Source organism: Paenilisteria portnoyi (assembly GCF_014322795.1).
Classification (GTDB): Bacteria; Bacillota; Bacilli; order Lactobacillales; family Listeriaceae; genus Listeria_A; species Listeria_A portnoyi.
Genome location: NZ_JAASTT010000003.1, coordinates 210,859 through 228,225 on the forward strand (window position 1 = coordinate 210,859; position 17,367 = coordinate 228,225).

Annotated in this window: 18 protein-coding genes; 15 read left to right on the plus strand and 3 right to left on the minus strand. The window is 38.2% G+C overall.

Features of this window, described 5'->3' with window-relative positions; all coding sequences use genetic code 11:
- The first annotated feature begins 90 nt into the window (after positions 1-90).
- Positions 91-1,425, plus strand: a complete 1,335-nt coding sequence (locus tag HCJ66_RS03795; protein ID WP_187131960.1) for a 6-phospho-beta-glucosidase — start codon at positions 91-93, stop codon at positions 1,423-1,425.
- A 55-nt stretch (positions 1,426-1,480) separates the two neighbouring features.
- Here the strand turns inward: HCJ66_RS03795 and HCJ66_RS03800 are convergent, their stop codons facing one another.
- A complete protein-coding gene (locus HCJ66_RS03800; RefSeq protein ID WP_187131961.1) occupies positions 1,481-1,915 on the minus strand; it encodes a nuclear transport factor 2 family protein in 435 nt (144 codons plus the stop codon).
- 503 nt (positions 1,916-2,418) lie between these two features.
- Between HCJ66_RS03800 and HCJ66_RS03805 the strand changes: the two genes are divergently transcribed.
- From HCJ66_RS03805 to HCJ66_RS03825, 5 genes are all read left to right on the plus strand, one after another.
- Positions 2,419-3,780, plus strand: a complete 1,362-nt coding sequence (locus tag HCJ66_RS03805) for a PTS sugar transporter subunit IIC (RefSeq protein ID WP_187131962.1) — start codon at positions 2,419-2,421, stop codon at positions 3,778-3,780.
- Between the two features lie 410 nt (positions 3,781-4,190).
- Positions 4,191-4,412 carry a hypothetical protein gene (locus HCJ66_RS03810; RefSeq protein WP_036061190.1) on the plus strand — a complete coding sequence of 74 codons (222 nt, stop codon included), beginning with the start codon at positions 4,191-4,193 and terminating at the stop codon, positions 4,410-4,412.
- A 32-nt stretch (positions 4,413-4,444) separates the two neighbouring features.
- Positions 4,445-4,591, plus strand: a complete 147-nt coding sequence (locus HCJ66_RS03815; protein ID WP_246369439.1) for an LPXTG cell wall anchor domain-containing protein — start codon at positions 4,445-4,447, stop codon at positions 4,589-4,591.
- A gap of 15 nt (positions 4,592-4,606) precedes the next feature.
- The gene (locus tag HCJ66_RS03820; protein ID WP_181677670.1) at positions 4,607-5,035 is read left to right on the plus strand and encodes a DUF3284 domain-containing protein; all 429 of its coding nucleotides are present in this window, start codon (positions 4,607-4,609) and stop codon (positions 5,033-5,035) included.
- 214 nt (positions 5,036-5,249) lie between these two features.
- Complete coding sequence (locus HCJ66_RS03825; RefSeq protein WP_187131963.1) at positions 5,250-7,139, plus strand: LTA synthase family protein; 1,890 nt, start codon at positions 5,250-5,252, stop codon at positions 7,137-7,139.
- Between the two features lie 89 nt (positions 7,140-7,228).
- Here the strand turns inward: HCJ66_RS03825 and HCJ66_RS03830 are convergent, their stop codons facing one another.
- The gene (locus HCJ66_RS03830; RefSeq protein ID WP_036061193.1) at positions 7,229-7,429 is read right to left on the minus strand and encodes a cold-shock protein; all 201 of its coding nucleotides are present in this window, start codon (positions 7,427-7,429) and stop codon (positions 7,229-7,231) included.
- A 185-nt stretch (positions 7,430-7,614) separates the two neighbouring features.
- Positions 7,615-8,316, minus strand: a complete 702-nt coding sequence (locus HCJ66_RS03835) for a Crp/Fnr family transcriptional regulator (protein WP_187131964.1) — start codon at positions 8,314-8,316, stop codon at positions 7,615-7,617.
- A gap of 542 nt (positions 8,317-8,858) precedes the next feature.
- On the opposite strand from HCJ66_RS03835, the gene HCJ66_RS03840 reads away from it, so the two are divergent.
- The 9 genes from HCJ66_RS03840 (at position 8,859) to HCJ66_RS03880 (ending at position 17,366) form a co-directional block, all read left to right on the plus strand.
- Complete coding sequence (locus HCJ66_RS03840; RefSeq protein WP_187131965.1) at positions 8,859-9,509, plus strand: Crp/Fnr family transcriptional regulator; 651 nt, start codon at positions 8,859-8,861, stop codon at positions 9,507-9,509.
- A gap of 24 nt (positions 9,510-9,533) precedes the next feature.
- Positions 9,534-10,253 (plus strand): Crp/Fnr family transcriptional regulator, encoded by a 720-nt coding sequence (locus HCJ66_RS03845; protein ID WP_187131966.1) that lies wholly within the window; start codon positions 9,534-9,536, stop codon positions 10,251-10,253.
- Between the two features lie 3 nt (positions 10,254-10,256).
- Positions 10,257-10,760, plus strand: coding sequence for a DUF4352 domain-containing protein (locus tag HCJ66_RS03850; RefSeq protein ID WP_187131967.1), 504 nt, complete (start codon positions 10,257-10,259; stop codon positions 10,758-10,760).
- Between the two features lie 14 nt (positions 10,761-10,774).
- Positions 10,775-12,022, plus strand: a complete 1,248-nt coding sequence (locus tag HCJ66_RS03855; protein ID WP_187131968.1) for a glycosyltransferase family 4 protein — start codon at positions 10,775-10,777, stop codon at positions 12,020-12,022.
- Entirely contained in the window at positions 12,019-13,338 is a 1,320-nt protein-coding gene (locus HCJ66_RS03860) for a nucleotide sugar dehydrogenase (RefSeq protein WP_187131969.1), read from the plus strand. Before HCJ66_RS03855 ends, HCJ66_RS03860 begins: the two co-directional genes overlap by 4 nt.
- 21 nt (positions 13,339-13,359) lie before the next feature.
- Positions 13,360-13,950, plus strand: a complete 591-nt coding sequence (locus tag HCJ66_RS03865; protein WP_425489608.1) for a sugar transferase — start codon at positions 13,360-13,362, stop codon at positions 13,948-13,950.
- On the plus strand, positions 13,916-14,650 hold the full coding sequence (locus tag HCJ66_RS03870; protein WP_187131971.1) for an acetyltransferase: 735 nt from the start codon (positions 13,916-13,918) through the stop codon (positions 14,648-14,650). The genes HCJ66_RS03865 and HCJ66_RS03870 overlap by 35 nt, the downstream gene beginning before the upstream one ends.
- A 293-nt stretch (positions 14,651-14,943) precedes the next feature.
- Positions 14,944-15,921: an SDR family NAD(P)-dependent oxidoreductase gene (locus HCJ66_RS03875; protein ID WP_187131972.1), complete on the plus strand. Its 978-nt coding sequence runs from the start codon at positions 14,944-14,946 to the stop codon at positions 15,919-15,921.
- 20 nt (positions 15,922-15,941) lie between these two features.
- Positions 15,942-17,366 carry a polysaccharide biosynthesis protein gene (locus tag HCJ66_RS03880; protein ID WP_187131973.1) on the plus strand — a complete coding sequence of 475 codons (1,425 nt, stop codon included), beginning with the start codon at positions 15,942-15,944 and terminating at the stop codon, positions 17,364-17,366.
- The last annotated feature ends 1 nt before the right edge of the window (position 17,367 follow it).

Consider the following 17,367-nt stretch of genomic DNA (forward strand, 5'->3'; position numbering starts at 1 on the left):
ACCCTTGACCTGTAATGCATTACATAAACTACAATGAAGATGAGCAGAAATAAGAAACCGCTTTACAAAAATTCTTGGAGGTATGTAAAAATGAAAAAAGGCGTAAAAATCGTTACCATTGGTGGAGGATCAAGCTATACTCCAGAACTAGTAGAAGGATTTATTAAACGTTTTGATGAATTACCAATCAGAGAATTATGGCTGGTCGATATTGAAGCAGGCCGTGAAAAATTAGAAATCGTTGGCGCAATGGCAAAACGTATGGTGGCAGCAGCTGGAATCGACTGCGAAGTACACCTAACACTTGATCGCCGCGAAGCCCTAAAAGATGCCGATTTCGTAACGACGCAATTCCGTGTTGGACTACTTGATGCACGTATTAAAGATGAAAGCATTCCATTAAGTCACGGTATCATCGGACAAGAAACAAACGGAGCAGGAGGCATGTTCAAAGCATTCCGTACGATTCCAGTTATCCTAAGCATCGTAGAAGATATGAAAGAACTATGTCCAAACGCGTGGCTTATCAACTTCACCAACCCAGCAGGAATGGTGACAGAAGCCGTTCTTCGCTACGGAAAATGGGAAAAAGTTATCGGTCTATGCAACGTTCCAATCGGCGCGATCAAAAGCGCATCCGATGTCCTCAAAAAACCAGAAGAAGACCTATTCTTCAAATTTGCAGGAATCAATCATTTACACTGGCACCGCATTTTCGATAAAGATGGCACAGAGCTAACAGAACAAGTCATCGATGGTCTATACGCACCAGACGCCAACCCGGAAAAAGTCGTAGAAAACATCAAAAACATGCGTTTCCTATATGAACAAGTTCGCAATCTAAAAATGCTGCCATGTCCATACCACCGTTACTACTACATGACAGATGACATGCTAAAAGAAGAACTAGAAGCGTTCCAAACAGAAGGAAGTCGCGGTCAAGTTGTAAAACGCCTAGAAGAAAGTCTATTCGAACTTTACAAAGACCCAAATCTAGATCATAAACCAGAAGAATTATCCAAACGCGGCGGCGCTCATTACAGCGATGCAGCCTGCGAAATTATCAACTCTATCTATAATAACAAAGGCACAATAATGGTTGTATCCACACGTAATAACGGAGCAATCGACGACGTACCTTACGATAGTGCAATCGAAATCACGAGTGTTATCCGCGCACACGGAGCAGAGCCAGTCAACTTCGGCAAATTCCCACCAGCACAACGCGGTTTACTCCAAGTGATGAAAGCAATGGAAGAACTAACAATCGAAGCAGCCGTTACAGGCAGTTACGACACAGCACTCCAAGCCTTCACGCTAAACCCACTAGTTCCAAGCGGAGACATTGCTCAAACCGTGCTAGACGAATTACTAGAAGCACACAAAGAACATTTACCACAATTCTTCACAAAAGTAGAAGCATAAAAAATAAGAAGAGGCAGCCAAATTCGGTTGCCTCTTCTTATTTTATAGCCTAAATCTATTTTACAGCAGCTTCTATTGTGGAAGGCGTTAAGCCAGAGTCATTCACTTGGCGAATTTCACATACCTTACCATCCTTATCAAATTCGAAAAACTCTACACTGTTGTATTTAAATGCTTTATGCGTTTCAGATGCAGAGGTGCCATCAGGAAATGTAATACTACCAGTTAATGAACCGGATAAAATATAACGAACAACAGCAACGTTTCCTTCTGCATAAACTTCTTGGTCCGTTACTACTGCATCTGCGAATGAAGCAGTAATTTTACGGAGTGCATCAACAAAATTTTCAGCCCCTTTTATAACTTCTCCATTCTTGTGAAATTCAATATCACTGGTCACTAACGCAAATTGCTTGTCAAAATCTCGGTTATTGAGGTTCGTATGGAACTCGTGAGTTACCGCTTTCATTTCTTCTAATGTCAATTTCATTCAAATCGCCCCTATCTCTCTATGTTTTATTTGTACCTTTAAAGCATAACACAATAAAAGAAAGAATAAGGTGACATCTTTGTTAAATAATCAAAAAGATAGCGCTTACACACGTCGATATTACCCATCAGACAAATAAAAATAAAAATCCTGTAAAAATTCATCGTGTGTACAGCGCTTTTCCGCTTTACACAGACGTACATTATGTGTGTAAACGCTTCACTTTCACAAACGAACCCTGTCATATGAAGCGCTTCCAGTGTTTTTTACCCCTTTTAAAAACTTGGCACGGTTTTTGCATTATAGTTAAGTGAATCCATAAAACCTTAATCCGAATACGAGAGGAGGACATCCCTAGCCATTCACAGGTCGCATGGAGGTTGTTCGCATTCAGGCGCTATAAAGAAGCCGATAAACTCGAAGCAAAAAGGGTATCCATTTTAGAGAGTTTATTCGAGGAATGCCGATAAACCACAAATCGTTTTAAAATAGGGAGGATAATTATGAACGGACTAACTAATTTTTTAGAAAAGTATTTCGTGCCAGTAGCAGCTAAAATAGGCTCGCAAAAACATCTAGTCGCGTTACGTGATGCATTCATTTCAACAATGCCAATCACAATGGCCGGCTCAATCGCAGTTCTTTTAAATGCATTTTTCAGGGATTTCCCAACGTCATGGGGTTGGACAGGATTTGTCGAAGCCATGCAACCACTTATCGGAGTGAATGGATATGTTTGGGCAGCGACACTTGCAATCGTTTCCTTAGTATTCTCGGTCTCATTAGGTTATAACTTATCAAAAGTGTATGAAGTTGACCGCTTAGCCGGTGCACTTGTTTCACTTGCAGCATTCGTTATGAACTTGTCACAAACAGTTGCTGTCGATCCAATCAAAAATGCGATCTTAGCAGCACATCCAAAAGCAGACGTTTCGATGATTCAACCAGTTTGGGGCTTCCTAGACTTAAATCAAGTAAATGGTACCGGTTTGTTTACAGCCATGTTATTCGGTTTTATTTCTACTATTATCTACGCGAAATTAATGCGTGCTAACATCACTATCAAAATGCCAGATTCCGTACCGCCAGCAGTAAGTAAAGCATTCGCGGCGATTATTCCTGCATTAGTAGCACTTTACATCTGTGCGATTATCGACTGGTCATTCGTTAAATTAACAGGTCTTGACGTTATCACATGGATTTCTAAAACAATTCAAGAACCGCTACTTGCCTTGTCACAAGGTTATGGCGCAGTACTATTAGTAACATTCCTAGTTCAATTACTATGGTTCTTCGGTATTCATGGACCAAACGTACTGGCTCCAGTTCTAGAATCACTTTGGGGTACAGCACAACTTAACAACATTAACGAAGCAGCAAAAGGCGTTGCAGGATCTGATCTTCCGTACCAATGGGTTCGTGGTTCTTTCGATGCTTACGTATGGATGGGTGGTTCAGGTGGTACACTTGTACTTATCATCGCCCTACTCATGTTCTCTAAACGAGCGGACTCGAGAACCGTCGCAAAACTATCACTCGGGCCTGGTATATTCAATATCAATGAGCCAATCATGTTCGGTTTACCGATTGTGCTTAACTCAATCTATCTAATTCCATTCATCATTGCACCGATGATTATGGTTACAGTCGCTTACTTTGCAACTGTATGGGGACTCGTTGCACCAGTTAAAATCGCCGTGGTATGGGTAATGCCACCGCTACTCAACTCATTCCTTGCAACCGGAGGAGACTGGATGGCACCTGTCATATCGCTCATAAACATGGCCATAGCCTTTGTAATATGGGTGCCGTTCGTTATTACAGCGAACAAGGTTGGTATACCTGAAGAAGAAATGAAAGAATAAGTCTTCAGCGGAACGACAACCGCTCATTTCCGTCGTTAAAAGCTCCGCTCCGATGCTCGTGTACAGTCGTACATTCCGCTTTGGTGCTCGCTTTTGCCTAGGAACTAAGCAGTTGTCGTCCCGCTGAGGTTTGGTGACACGGACCGGTTTTGACGGGGAGTCAGGACCGGGATGTGGAACTTTTAATTTTTAGTGGGTTTGAGATATGACTCTAGTTAAGTCGGAGTTAGGGAATCGTTTTTTGAACGAAGAGCCTGAATTTGGACTTTACGCTAATTGAGCGCTTGTCGCCGATTTATTAGGAGGCAATCGAAAACTTTACCATTATGTGAAATCGTGTTTAGTTGATTCTTTACACTCCACACACCGAAAAGTATAATAAAGGTAATACGTAGAAGGAGGTAATGAAAATGATCGTAATTAGTAGTCCTATGAAACGAGATTTTTTTGTAGAAACATTGGAGAATTATAATGAAAATGGTGTCACTTTTAAAAAGGTGGACGAAAAAGGAATTAAATTATACTTCGAAACGACTGCTGAGGATGAAGAAGCTGCGGTTAGAATCGCGAAGGATGTTATGAAAGCAACGGATATTGGCGCCGTTCTCTACTTCCAGGTTACTGTGGAGTAATGATGAAAAGTGCTGCAAACGGACTATTTATAATGAGCCTTGGTTTAATTATTATCGTGTTCAGTCCAACGCTGGGCGGTAACTCGACTAATTTGCCAATGATGTTTACTGGAATTTTAGTGGTTGTTCTCGGGGGTCTCATGGTTTTCCTGAAAAAGAAGAAAGACAAGAATTCATAAAAGGGAGATGGCGTTATGAACGTTTCCAAAAAATTATACATCTCGCAAAAAGAATGTTTTCATACGATTGCAAAATCTGTTATTTATGACGTCAAGCAAGCGACCGGAAAAAATCTGCCGATGCAAAAGCTAAAAGGGCTGAAGTATCGCAGAACGATGTCCAATGGCGCCGCAGTTGAAACCAAGATTACCGAGTTTCAATTTCCAAACGTGTATCAATTCGAAACAACGAGTCGTGTAAACCTTCACCGGACAACGTATACGGTCACAGAAATTAGTGATCATGTTTGTGAAGTCACATATAAGGAAGAAATTGAAGCTGAGAAATGGATGCAGAAAATGAACAATATGGTGGTAGGTACCATTTTCGCATTTTTGAGGAAAAAAAGGGTAACGCGTTTGCTGAAAGCCATGGAAGATTCGGTTATTACAGCAAGCAAATAAAAGGGGATCATCAGGCGGTATTACCCCAATAATTGTGGTATCCCAAGTGCCATCAATAAGAAATATCGCTTTTTGATATAGAGTAAGAGCAGTGAGGCATGTCTCACTGCTCTTACTCGTGGCGTTTGTACTCTATTTTTCACTATAGTATAATACGTAAGAAAGATGAAAACGGAAAAACATAGCTTTTAGGCTACAGAGGAGATTTTTTATTATGATAGCACCAGAAAAGAGGAAACAACCAAAGCATCCATATCTAGTTAGGTCACTCAGAACACTAGGTCTTGGGCTCGTCCTATCCGTTATTTTGCACATTTTACTAGATGCATCGCTTAGTGGCTTCAACTTATCTGCTACTTTCGAAATGATCAAGACATATCCGATTCCATTTTTACTCGGAATTTTAGTTCTCATGCTAGTATACTTATTTCTAATTTCGCTCATTGGAAACGTATGGGCAAGTAGCACCATTTTTGTTGGTACCTCCATCGTTGTAGCCTTCGCGAACAATCAGAAATTCCTGGAACGTGGCGAACCGCTTTACCCACAGGAATTTGAAATGATCACACAATGGCGTTTCATGCTCTCGATGCTCTCTACATGGCTCGTCGTACTTCTGTTCCTCGGAATCGCAGTCATCATCGCCATCGCCTGGATACTCGACCGCTACTCCCGCAAAATTTCAGCTAAATACTACGGTCGCGATTTCAAGTACTGGGACCAGAAGACGCTTATTATTCGCGCAGCAGGGCTCGTTTTCAGCGGAGTTCTCCTGTTCTCGCTCACGAACTTTCAAAGCTCTGATAATTGGCTTAGAAAGGCGTATAACATCGATGCTCAATGGAAAGACGTCGATCCGAAAGAAAGCTATCAACAATATGGCTTTGTTGGAGGTCTCATTTATAGCGCCACAGCAAACATTATGGATAAACCAGTTAATTACACTGAATCACACATCAAAGACATAACGAAAAAATACAGCAAACTCGCGGACCAAATCAACGCAACACGCAAAAACAAACCGATGGATGACGTCAATATTGTCTACGTTATGAGCGAAAGTTTCAGTGATCCAACACGACTACATGGCGTAACAACTTCATCAGATCCAATTCCAGAAACTCGCAAAATTATGGAGAAATACCCGTCCGGATACAGTCTATCACAAGGATACGGCGGTGGTACAGCTAACATCGAGTTCGAAGCTTTAACAGGACTTTCTATGTACAATATTAACCCACAAATCACATCACCATACCAGATGTTCCTTTATCAAAAAGAAAATTTCCCATCCTTGGTGAGCTCGTTAAAACAAAATAACTATGAAACAATCGCGATTCATCCATTTAAACCGTCTTTTTACAGGCGCACAGATGTATATAATGCTCTAGAATTCAATAAATTCATCAGTCGAGACGAAATGAAGCATACTGAAACGCTAGATGATAGCGAATATATTTCAGACGCATCCGCTTTTCAAGAAACATTAGACCAACTAAAAGCAAATAAAACATCGACCTTCATTCACCTCGTTACTATGCAAAATCACATGACCTACTGGGATAAATATATCAATACGATAGGCGTCGAGGGCATACCAGAGAAAAATAAACAGACCGTGGAGTCATACATCCAAGGAATCAAATACTCCGACGATGCCTTGAAAGACTTCGTGACAGAGCTCGATAACATGAAAGAAAAAACAATGGTCGTTTTCTGGGGAGATCATCTGCCTAGCGTGTTCCCAGAAGAAATAGTCAATCAGAATACGGAACGAACAATGCATGAAACACCGTTATTCATGTATGCCAATTTCGATCTACCAAAAGAAGATTACGGCACAATCAGTCCCATTTACTTCGTTCCAAAAATGTTGGAGCTAACAGATAGTAAGGTTTCGCCATACTATGCATTGCTAACAGAAATGAGCAAAGAAGTTCAAGGCTTAGAGAAAAATGTCTTAATTAACGGCGAAAACCAAACCATCATTGAAGATCAATTATCTCCGAAAGCTAAAGAATATCTAGAGGACTATAAACTAATTGAGTATGATTTGGTAAGTGGGAAAGGTTATTCCAAACCGACGTTGTTTAAAAATAAATAAACGAAATGAGGTATTTCCATTGGAAATACCTCATTTCGTTTTGCAAAAAAAAGAGACTCACAAAAGTGAGTCTCTTTTATCAGCTAAAATTACGCTTTTTCAACGTTAGCAGCTTGAGGTCCACGTTGACCTTCTTCTACGTCAAAAGTAACTTTTTGGCCTTCATCTAAAGATTTGAAGCCTTCACCTTGGATAGCGCTGAAATGTACGAATACATCGTCACCGTTTTCGCGTTCGATAAAACCAAAACCTTTTTCGCCGTTAAACCATTTTACTGTACCTGTTTCCATATCTAAATTCCTCCTCGTGCACACTGGCACATAATATTACTATTCCTGCTTAGCGGTACGAAGTGGAAAGTTATTCACTAATCATTTCTTCACCAACAAAAATAAGTCTAGTTAAATATATCATGCTTTCTTTAATAAAGCAAACATTAACTCTTTATTATCTTCTTTCTAGTAAATCAGGATCTTTAAAATGGCTCTGGTAGGCTGTTTGCATCTAATAATTCTTTCAGCTTTATTACATCAGAAATAATCCAAGGCTTCTTATTAGATATCAAAACTTTATCTTCCCGCAGACCTAATAAAACTTTTGATGTGTAGCCCTTAGAAGTATTAGAAAGTTCAGCCAAGCGCTCGTAGGTAAGGAAAATAGGTAATTCAACTACATTAGTATCTTTGTGAAAACCAAGGTCAATCAAGGACAGTAAACTAAAATAAATCCGTTCCTTTGAATTAAGACGATCTTTTACAGCTAATCCGTACAATTCCTTGCGAGTGCGTGCAGTATAGCTTAATAAGATATAATTCCTAGGATCTTCAAGCAGTAATGTTTGTTTGAAGAAGGCAAAATCAATTTTCCACCAAACAACATCCGTCAAGGCTTCAAGTCGTGACTTAGTAGGTATATCTTCCTCATATAAAGGTAGAAACGGAAAACTGCCAGAACGAACAAAAAAACTGAATGTCTTCCCAGTTTGCCCCTCATACGTATATTTGACATAGCCGCTTTCAATTAAATAGAAGTGTTCTCTCCTTTTGCCGAACATTAGTTCCTGTCCCATTGGAAATCTTTCTTGAATACAGTGATGATTAAATTGCGCATCTTTTTTTAGCAGTTTTAAGATGTTGGAACTCGTTGCAAAGTTATCGATGGTTTCTTTTAGGTACATGGTGGCTCCCCCTTCAATAGAATGTTATACAAAAAGAATAGTTCTTGTACGACTGTTCATCTAGAGCACTAATTTTATAAAAAGAGTACTAGTATCATTGTTATTAAATTGTTCATGATTATCAAAAAAGAAGTGTAAATATAACATAATAGACATTTTTATGTGAATCTAGAGGAATAAAATTGATAGAAAATCGTCATTGAAGCAATAGATAGGTTCAAGAAGTACTGCAATCGAAGCGTTATACTGAGTGTGTTAGAAAAACAGCATAACTAGTGAAAACCGTTGAGTCCTTAGCTTTAGAATAACATACAAATGACTTTCATGTACAAGAATTAACTCAAAGCATGCGTTATTCCTGACAACTTGAACGATGGTGGTAACATTAGTAAGAAAAATGGTCAAAAAATGCATTTAAGGCAATAATGTAACACAATGTACAATATTAGTGCTCATAAACAAGAAATATTGTATTTTTTTTAAAAGTATTCAGTGATAACATACAGGTATGGCACTGGATAAAACTAAGAGAGGTGAGCTTCATGGCTACATTAGAAAAAGATATTAATTTACAACAGATTCTTACACAATATCATGATAACAATCAGCATTCTAATAATATCCGAATGATGGATGTTAAAAAGGGCGATACCATATGGGATTTCTCCAGTAAGTCCGATATATATTTGTTCAATATGAACGGAATTGTATATTTTGAAGAGAAGATAGCTATCCCTACAAAAGAAAAGAGTATACTAAATGCTTTTCTTCTATTTAAGAATCAATCATGTGATCTAGAATGGCTTTCTATTGATAAAAACGCAGAAAAGTCTTTGACAGCTTTATCGGAGTGCAGAATTATACTGGTTAATAAAGCTTTTTTAAATCGATTACTTGAAAATATGTCAAGAACGTCTGAGAAGTATCATATCAGATCCCAGCAAGAAATGTTTAAGCAATTACTGCAAATTAAATCATACTGGATGTTATTACCGGCTGAGCAACGAGTTTTTGAAGTAATTGCCTGGTGTATTACATCAAACAATTCAGGAGCTTTGCCGAATTGTATTACACAAGAGATAATAGCTAAACTTAGTAACTCAAGCAGAGAGTATGTCAATCTAATATTAAGTAAGTTCAAAAAACAAGGCGTGATATCACTGAAGCCAATTATTATAACCAAAGTTTTCTAAAGTTTTTGGAAGGAAGTAGTATACATGAGCACACTTTTCGCGGAGCTATATAATCGAGAGACTGTGGAAGGTCGGTTTAACGCCAATCGATTACTTGAACTTCTTAAAGAAGATCCTGTTTATAGAGTAGCATACAAGAAAATGGAAATCCCTAAAAATACAGAGTTGAACTCAACGCATATTTTAGATGAGCATATTCATTTTTTAGAGAAGGGGATTGTTTCCTATGAATATGAAGATCAGATTATATCTTTCTCAAGCGAAGGTGACATTCTTGGGATGAACGATATTTTTATACCGAAAGCAAGTAAGTATAACGTTAGGACAATCACAGAAACTACTATATACACATTTTCGAAACAAGATGTGTTAAATAACATTTTTAGTATGCAAGAGGGGTGGTTGTTTTTATATTTGAATAATCAAAATTATAATACCCTAGTGGCAGAAAAATATATGCTCATGCGCCAAATTGGCAAGACGAGGTTAAAAAATATTCTGGTGGATATCGCTGAGAAGTATGGATATCCAGATGATGATGGCATAAAGATACCAGAATGTTTTACAAGAAAAGATATTGCTAACTATGCCAATTTAAGTACGAATTCTATGTCTCAAATTTGTAAGATATTGGAGAATGAGAATTTCTGTGTTATTAAATCAAAACAGTTCATTCTATTAAATACAAATACTAAAAACAGGAATGCTTTCACCAATAATAGCGTGAAGCAACGAAAGGAATAAATCATGAAAAAATTAACTAAAATTACAAATACAGCAGCAATCTTAACTTGTTCGGCGCTTCTTTTGACTGGGTGTGGAAATACAAATGATTCGTCATCACAAGCTGCAAAACAGACGGAGACAACAAAAAAAGACCAAGCAGACCTTAATAAGATGAAAACAACAAAACAATTGGAAATTACACCTACCAAAGTAAGCAACGAAGTATCACCAGAAGAAAATAAAAAAGGAAATAAGATAGTTAAAATCCACTATAAGATTAAGAATACATCAGATAAAGATTTCACGGTAGCAGCTAATGATTTCATTATTAATATTGGTGAGAATTACTACTACATGGGAAGTGGCATCAACTATGCAGACGCAATTAAGCCAGGTGCAACATCAGAAGGAGACGGTTATTATGAAATTCCAAAAGATTATAACGAATTTAAATTGATGTATCAACCGCTGAGCAATGAAGAACGTGCTGCATGGGATATTATTGTTCCACAAGATAAGAAATAAGGAGCGTTGAGCTATTGAAAATATTATATCTTCATCAATATTTTGCTACTCGTAATTCACATACAGCAACGAGGTCTTATGAATTTGCAAAGAAACTCATCGAAAAAGGTCACGAAGTATGTATGCTTACGACAGATACGTTTTTAGCTGGAGATACATCATATAAAGAAGAAAAAAATGTGAAGTATTATCGTATTGATGGCATTGAGGTCATTGCAATCAAAAACGACTATTCTAACTATATGGGATTGGTAAAAAGAGGATGGTCTTTCTTTTCCTACATGCAACAAGCATACAAAATTGGTAAGAAGTTGACAGGAATGGACATCATGTTCTCCACTTCGACACCATTAACTATTGCGATACCAACATTGCGACTACAAAAGAAATTGAAAATACCCTTTGTATTTGAAGTTAGGGATTTATGGCCAGAAGCTCCGAAACAAATGGAAGCTATCAAATCCAATTTTATTTTAAATAGACTCAGTAAATTAGAAGTAAAAGTTTACCGAAAAGCAGACCATATTATCAGTTTATCCCCTGGTATGACGGAGGGAATTATCGACACAGGTATAGATCCAAAGAAGATTACGATGGTATCCAATTTATCAGATTTAAACCTATTCGATCTAGAAAAAGATTATGCGAACGAGCAACAAGTATGGCTCGAGAAATTCCAGTTAAATAACAAGTTTCTTCTATTACATTTGGGTGCGATGGGAGAGGCTAATGGATTGGACTATTTAGTAGAAGCGGCGAAGATACTAAAAGAGAAGAATCAAGAAGATATCAGAATTGTGATTGGCGGCGACGGGAAAAGCAAGCCAAGGCTAGAAGCGTATTGTATCCAACATAAATTGACAAATGTTATTTTCTTAGGGCATGTTCCGCGTAGTGATGTTCCGATGATTACGAGTTTAGCCAATGTTACAATGACATGCTTCAAACCGTTACCAATTTTGGCAACCAATTCACCAAATAAGTTCTTTGATTCGATGGCAGCCGGTAAGCCGATTATTGTGAACTCGAACGGTTGGACGAAAGATATCGTTGAGAATTATGAAATTGGATATTATGTAGACCCTGAAAAACCACGAGATTTGGCGGATTTACTCATCGAATTGGAGCAGCAACGGGAATCATTAGCAGAGTTACAGCCAAGAATTCGAGAGATTGCAGAAGAACATTACAGCGCGGAGAAACTTGCGAATAATGTAGAACAAATTTTGGTTGAATCGCTTGAGAGGAGCAAATTATTGTGAATATAGTAGTTATTGGTACAGGATATGTTGGATTAGTTACAGGTGTAGCGCTGTCAGAAATAGGACATGACGTTTGTTGCATTGATATTGATACGAAGAAAGTAGCAAAGCTGAAGCAAGCTATTTCGCCGATTTATGAACCAGGTATTGAAGCTTTAATCGAAAAGAATATCAAAGCTGGTAGACTTTCATTCAGTACAGATTTAAAACAGGCCGTAGCGGATAGTTCGGTTGTTTATCTAGCAGTTGGTACACCTCAAAAATCAGATGGCTCAGCGAATCTCGATTATATCGAAGAGGCAGCAGCGAACATTGCCCAATCGATAGTTCAAGATACGGTAGTTGTTGTAAAGAGTACTGTGCCAGTAGGGACAAACCGTTATTTAAAAGAGTTTATCCAAAATCAAACGCCTTACAAAATCTCGATTGTTTCTAATCCTGAATTTTTAAGAGAAGGTGTTGCAGTGCATGACGTATTCCATGGTGATCGGATTGTGCTTGGTGCAGATGATGCGGAAGCACTTGAAAAACTAGAAATGATAAATCAAGGCTTTCATATTCCAATTTTTAAGACGGCTCTGGAAAGTGCTGAAATGATTAAGTATGCATCCAATGCCTTTTTAGCCACCAAAATCAGTTTTATTAATGAAATTGCTAATATTTGTGAAAAAACGGGTGGCGATATTCGCGAAATCAGCGCAGGCATGGGAATGGATAGTCGAATTGGAGGTGCCTTTTTACAAGCGGGCATTGGATATGGCGGTTCTTGTTTTCCAAAAGATACGTTGGCGTTGAACCATATTGCCAAAAATGTCGGTTATGATTTCGGGTTAATACAGTCTGTGATTGATGCAAATAAAGTGCAACAATTGAAGTTAGTCGAGGTTCTAAAATCACATTATAGTGATTTAACGGGTAAGAAAATTGCTCTTTTAGGAGTTGCATTTAAGCCAGAAACAGATGATATTCGTGAAGCAGCATCTGAGGTTATCATTGAAGAACTTTTACGTGGCGGAGCTAAAGTATCTATTTTCGATCCAGTTGCTTCTGCCAATATGAAGGCTGTATTTGGAAATGCGATTCATGTTGCTGATACCGTTTCTGATGTTTTGTATCAAGCAGACGCGGCATTGGTTGTGACAGAGTGGAATGAAATTAAGAACATCCAGTTGGCAGAATTCACATCACAAATGAATCATCCAGTCGTGTTGGACGGGCGGTTAGTATTTGATAATTTGGAAATGAAGCGAGCAGGTATTAGCTACTACTCCGTTGGGACTGGCACGCTAGAAATCAATGAACCAGTATATATTTGAGGGTGAGGTTAAAAAATTATGTTGATAATTAAAACAGTCGCTGATACCATCGTAGCTGCCATAGCCATCGTTATTCTATGTATTCCGATGGCTATATTGACACTAGTTCTTGCCATTTATTACAAAGGAAATCCGATTTATATGTCACAAAGACCGGGACTTCACGGGAAAGCATTCCGGTTCTATAAATTTAAATCAATGAAAGAATTATATGACGAGGAAGGGAATCTGTTGCCAGACGAACAGAGGCTCACAAGGGTAGGTAGTCTCTTGCGAAAAACGAGTATTGATGAATTACCCCAATTAATAAATGTTGTAAAAGGGGACATGAGTCTGGTGGGGCCAAGGCCACTATTGCTTGAATATAACAATCTATACACGGAAGAAGAGCGGAAACGATTAGACATGAAACCTGGAATAACAGGTTGGGCACAAGTGAATGGCAGAAATGAAATTGATTGGAAAACGAAATTTCGAATGGATGTTACCTACGTAACGCAATATTCCTTACTTTTTGACATAAAAATTATTTTGCTAACTATCAAAGTGATTATTAAGAAAGAAGGCGTTAGTCAGGATGGATTTGTTTCGGCAGAGAGATACAGAGGTTAGAAAGAAGCTTGTTATTATTGGTAGCGGGTCCCAAGGAAGAATGATTCGTAATGTCATCGAGAATTATGATTTAGGATTTTGTGTTTGGGGATTTTTAGACGAGCAGTATGAGTCGGTTTTTTTTGAAGATGGTATGAAGCGCGGACCAGTTTCGCTGGCTGAATCACTTTACCAAGATGAAAATATATCCTTTATTATTGCGATTGGAGATCCAGAAAATAAATTTGAAGTCGCCGAAAGTCTTGGCTTTCAAGAAGAGCGATATGCAACAATTATTCATCCTTACGCGTATGTGGACCCCTCTACACATGTTGGATATGGTGTGTACGTATCGGCGAATGCGACGGTGATGCATCAAGGAATGATTGGGAATCATACTTTTATTTTAGCGGGCGCAACATTGGAATACGAGACGCGTGTTGCAGATTGCGTGTTGATTGCCGCCAACACCACTATATCAGGCAATGTAGCTATTCAAAATCAGGTATTTATAGGAGCAGGCTCTGTTATTACACAAGGGAAGAAGATTGGCTCGCATACGATTATTGCTGCAAATGCCACTGTTTTAAAAGATGTGCCGGATTATAGCATCGCGATTGGAACGCCAGCAGAGGTAAGAGTCAAAAGTAGTGAGAAAAGCGCTGTGAATAAATTGGTTAAATCGACTACAAAAACAAATGTTGTCCGCGAAGAACAGTAAGCAACAATGCATTCTAATAGATGAATAAATGCTCGTAAAAGATACCATTTTTTTTGTTCATTAAATGTTCATTATTCTATAAAAAAGCAGCCTATATGAAATAATGGACATTTTAATGTGCATCGGGAGGAATAATCAATCGCGGAAGTTGCTTGGACAGTAACAAAGGGCTGAAAAATATATTATTTAAGAAGCATTATACTTAAGGTGTTCAAAAAAACAAAGGCACCAAAAACACTGAGCTACTTAGACGAGTGATCGAACAAAAAAATAAATCATTGGAGTGATACGCCGTGAAAAAAACAGTTTTGGTAACAGGTGGAGCGGGATTCATAGGCTCACATATTTGCAACATGTACTTGGCTGAAGGATATCAAACAATTTGTGTCGATAACCTGATTTCTGGAAAAGAAGCGAATATTGCAGAGCTAATGAATCATCCGTCATTTCACTTTTATAAAGTAGATATAAGTAATAAGGCAGAAATGGAAGCATTGTTTGTCAAATTCAGACCGCAAGTAGTCAATCATCACGCGGCGCAAAAATCGGTACCATACTCACTCGAAAATCCAATATATGATTTAGACACGAATATCGGTGGATTGCTACAATTGCTGGCACTAGTTCAAAAATATCCTATCGAAACCTTTGTATTTGCATCATCAGGTGGTGCGCTCTCGAAAAAATTAGAAGGTGATGAACGATCAGCAGAAAAAGACACACCACAACTTATTTCTCCTTACGCGCTAACGAAATATGCGGGGGAACAATATATCAATATATACAGCGAAAAATATGATTTTGATTATACGGTTTTACGTTATGCCAATGTATTTGGGCCGAAGCAAGTTCCAGATGGAGAGAGCGGTGTAGTGCCTATATTTTTGAAGAACTTAAACGAAAATAAAAAATCGGTACTGATGGCGTATCCAGACATGCCAAGAGGTTGTACGCGCGATTATATTTATGTAGCAGATGTGGTAGAAGCTAATAAATTGGCGACTCAAAAGCCACTAAATAAAGTTGTTAATATTGGTTCAGGAACAGAGATTTCTATTCTAGACGTTTACGAACAAGTGCTTGATATATTTGGGAAATCAGAACCGATTGAAATTATTGGACCGCGGCCAGGAGACATTAGAAGGTCTATATTAGATACGAAAATTGCGACAGAAGAATTAAACTGGAAAGCGAAATATACATTGCGACAAGGTTTGCAAGAGTTATATACATTCAATTTAAAATGGGATAAAGAACTTACATTCCGTTAAATACACGAGGAGGAGCGAATATGAAAATGATGAGGACATTAATTATTGGTGCAGGAGCTGGAGGGAAATTTGTGATCGAGCAACTGCAGACAACTAAAAATAGTCGCTACCAGCCAATTGTTATTTTAGATGATGCTAGTTATAAAATGGATTTGGACTTATATGGGATTCCTGTGAAGGGGAATTTAGCAGATATAAGTAAAACTATAAAGAATGAAGATATTAAGCATGTTATTCTAGCTATCCCAACATTGGACACGATGACGCAAAGCAAGATTATCGATGAGTTAAGAAATTATGATGTTACCCTATTTGTTCTTCCGTCCGTGTTTTCGACGAGAGAAAGTCAAAAAATAGCTATTCCGGAATTGGACTACAAAGATTTGATTCAAGATAGACCGGAATTTCAGCTAGATTATCATGAAATAAAAAGGAAAATTAACCAAAAAACAGTTCTAATCACGGGCGCAGGCGGATCAATTGGATCTGAAATAGCCCATCAAATTTTTAATTGTCAGCCTGAGAAAATCATTTTATTGGGTCATGGCGAAGGTAGTATTTATCAAATCGATAGTGAGCTGCAGCAAGAAAAAATGATCAAGTCTTATGATGTTGAGATTGTGCCAGTAATTGCAGATATTCGAGATGAATTACGTATGACACAGGTTTTCAAACAGCATAAGCCACATATTGTGTATCATGCAGCGGCACATAAACATGTTCCTTTGATGGAGAACAACATTTATGAAGCTGTCAAAAATAATATTATCGGCACATACAATGTCATCCAAGCTAGCAAGCAAAACGCGGCGGAAGAATTTGTAATGGTATCAACAGATAAGGCTGTTAACCCTAGGAATATAATGGGTGCTAGTAAGCGATTAGCAGAGAAATTAACGCTTGAAAACGATATGACAAGTAGGACTGTTTGTAATGTTGTTCGCTTCGGTAATGTATTGGGTAGTCGAGGTAGCGTTTTTCCAAAGCTTTGGGCGCAAATTCATCAGGGTGTAGCGCTTACGATAACGAACCCGGAAATGAAGCGCTATTTCATGACGATTCCTGAAGCAAGTAAACTAGTTATTTCAGCGAGTATGCTCAAGCGAAAAAATGCTATTTTCGTGTTGGATATGGGTGAACAACTTGGGCTTTCAGGTATGGTTGATCAGCTAATTGAGCTTTCTGGGAAAAATAAACGTGATATCAGTATTAAATACGTGGGTGTTCGTCCAGGTGAGAAAATGGAAGAAGAGTTATTTAACCAAGAGGAGCTTTCAAGTAAAGTGACCGATAAAATGTATGAAGGAAATTATTATACGAGTGTCACAGAGTTAGATAGCATCAAGCATCTGATGAAAACATATACAGTGATTGAGCCAGAATCTTTACGAAGCCTGTTATTAACATTAGCTAATACGCATAACGCGTTACAAGAAACGATGTGAA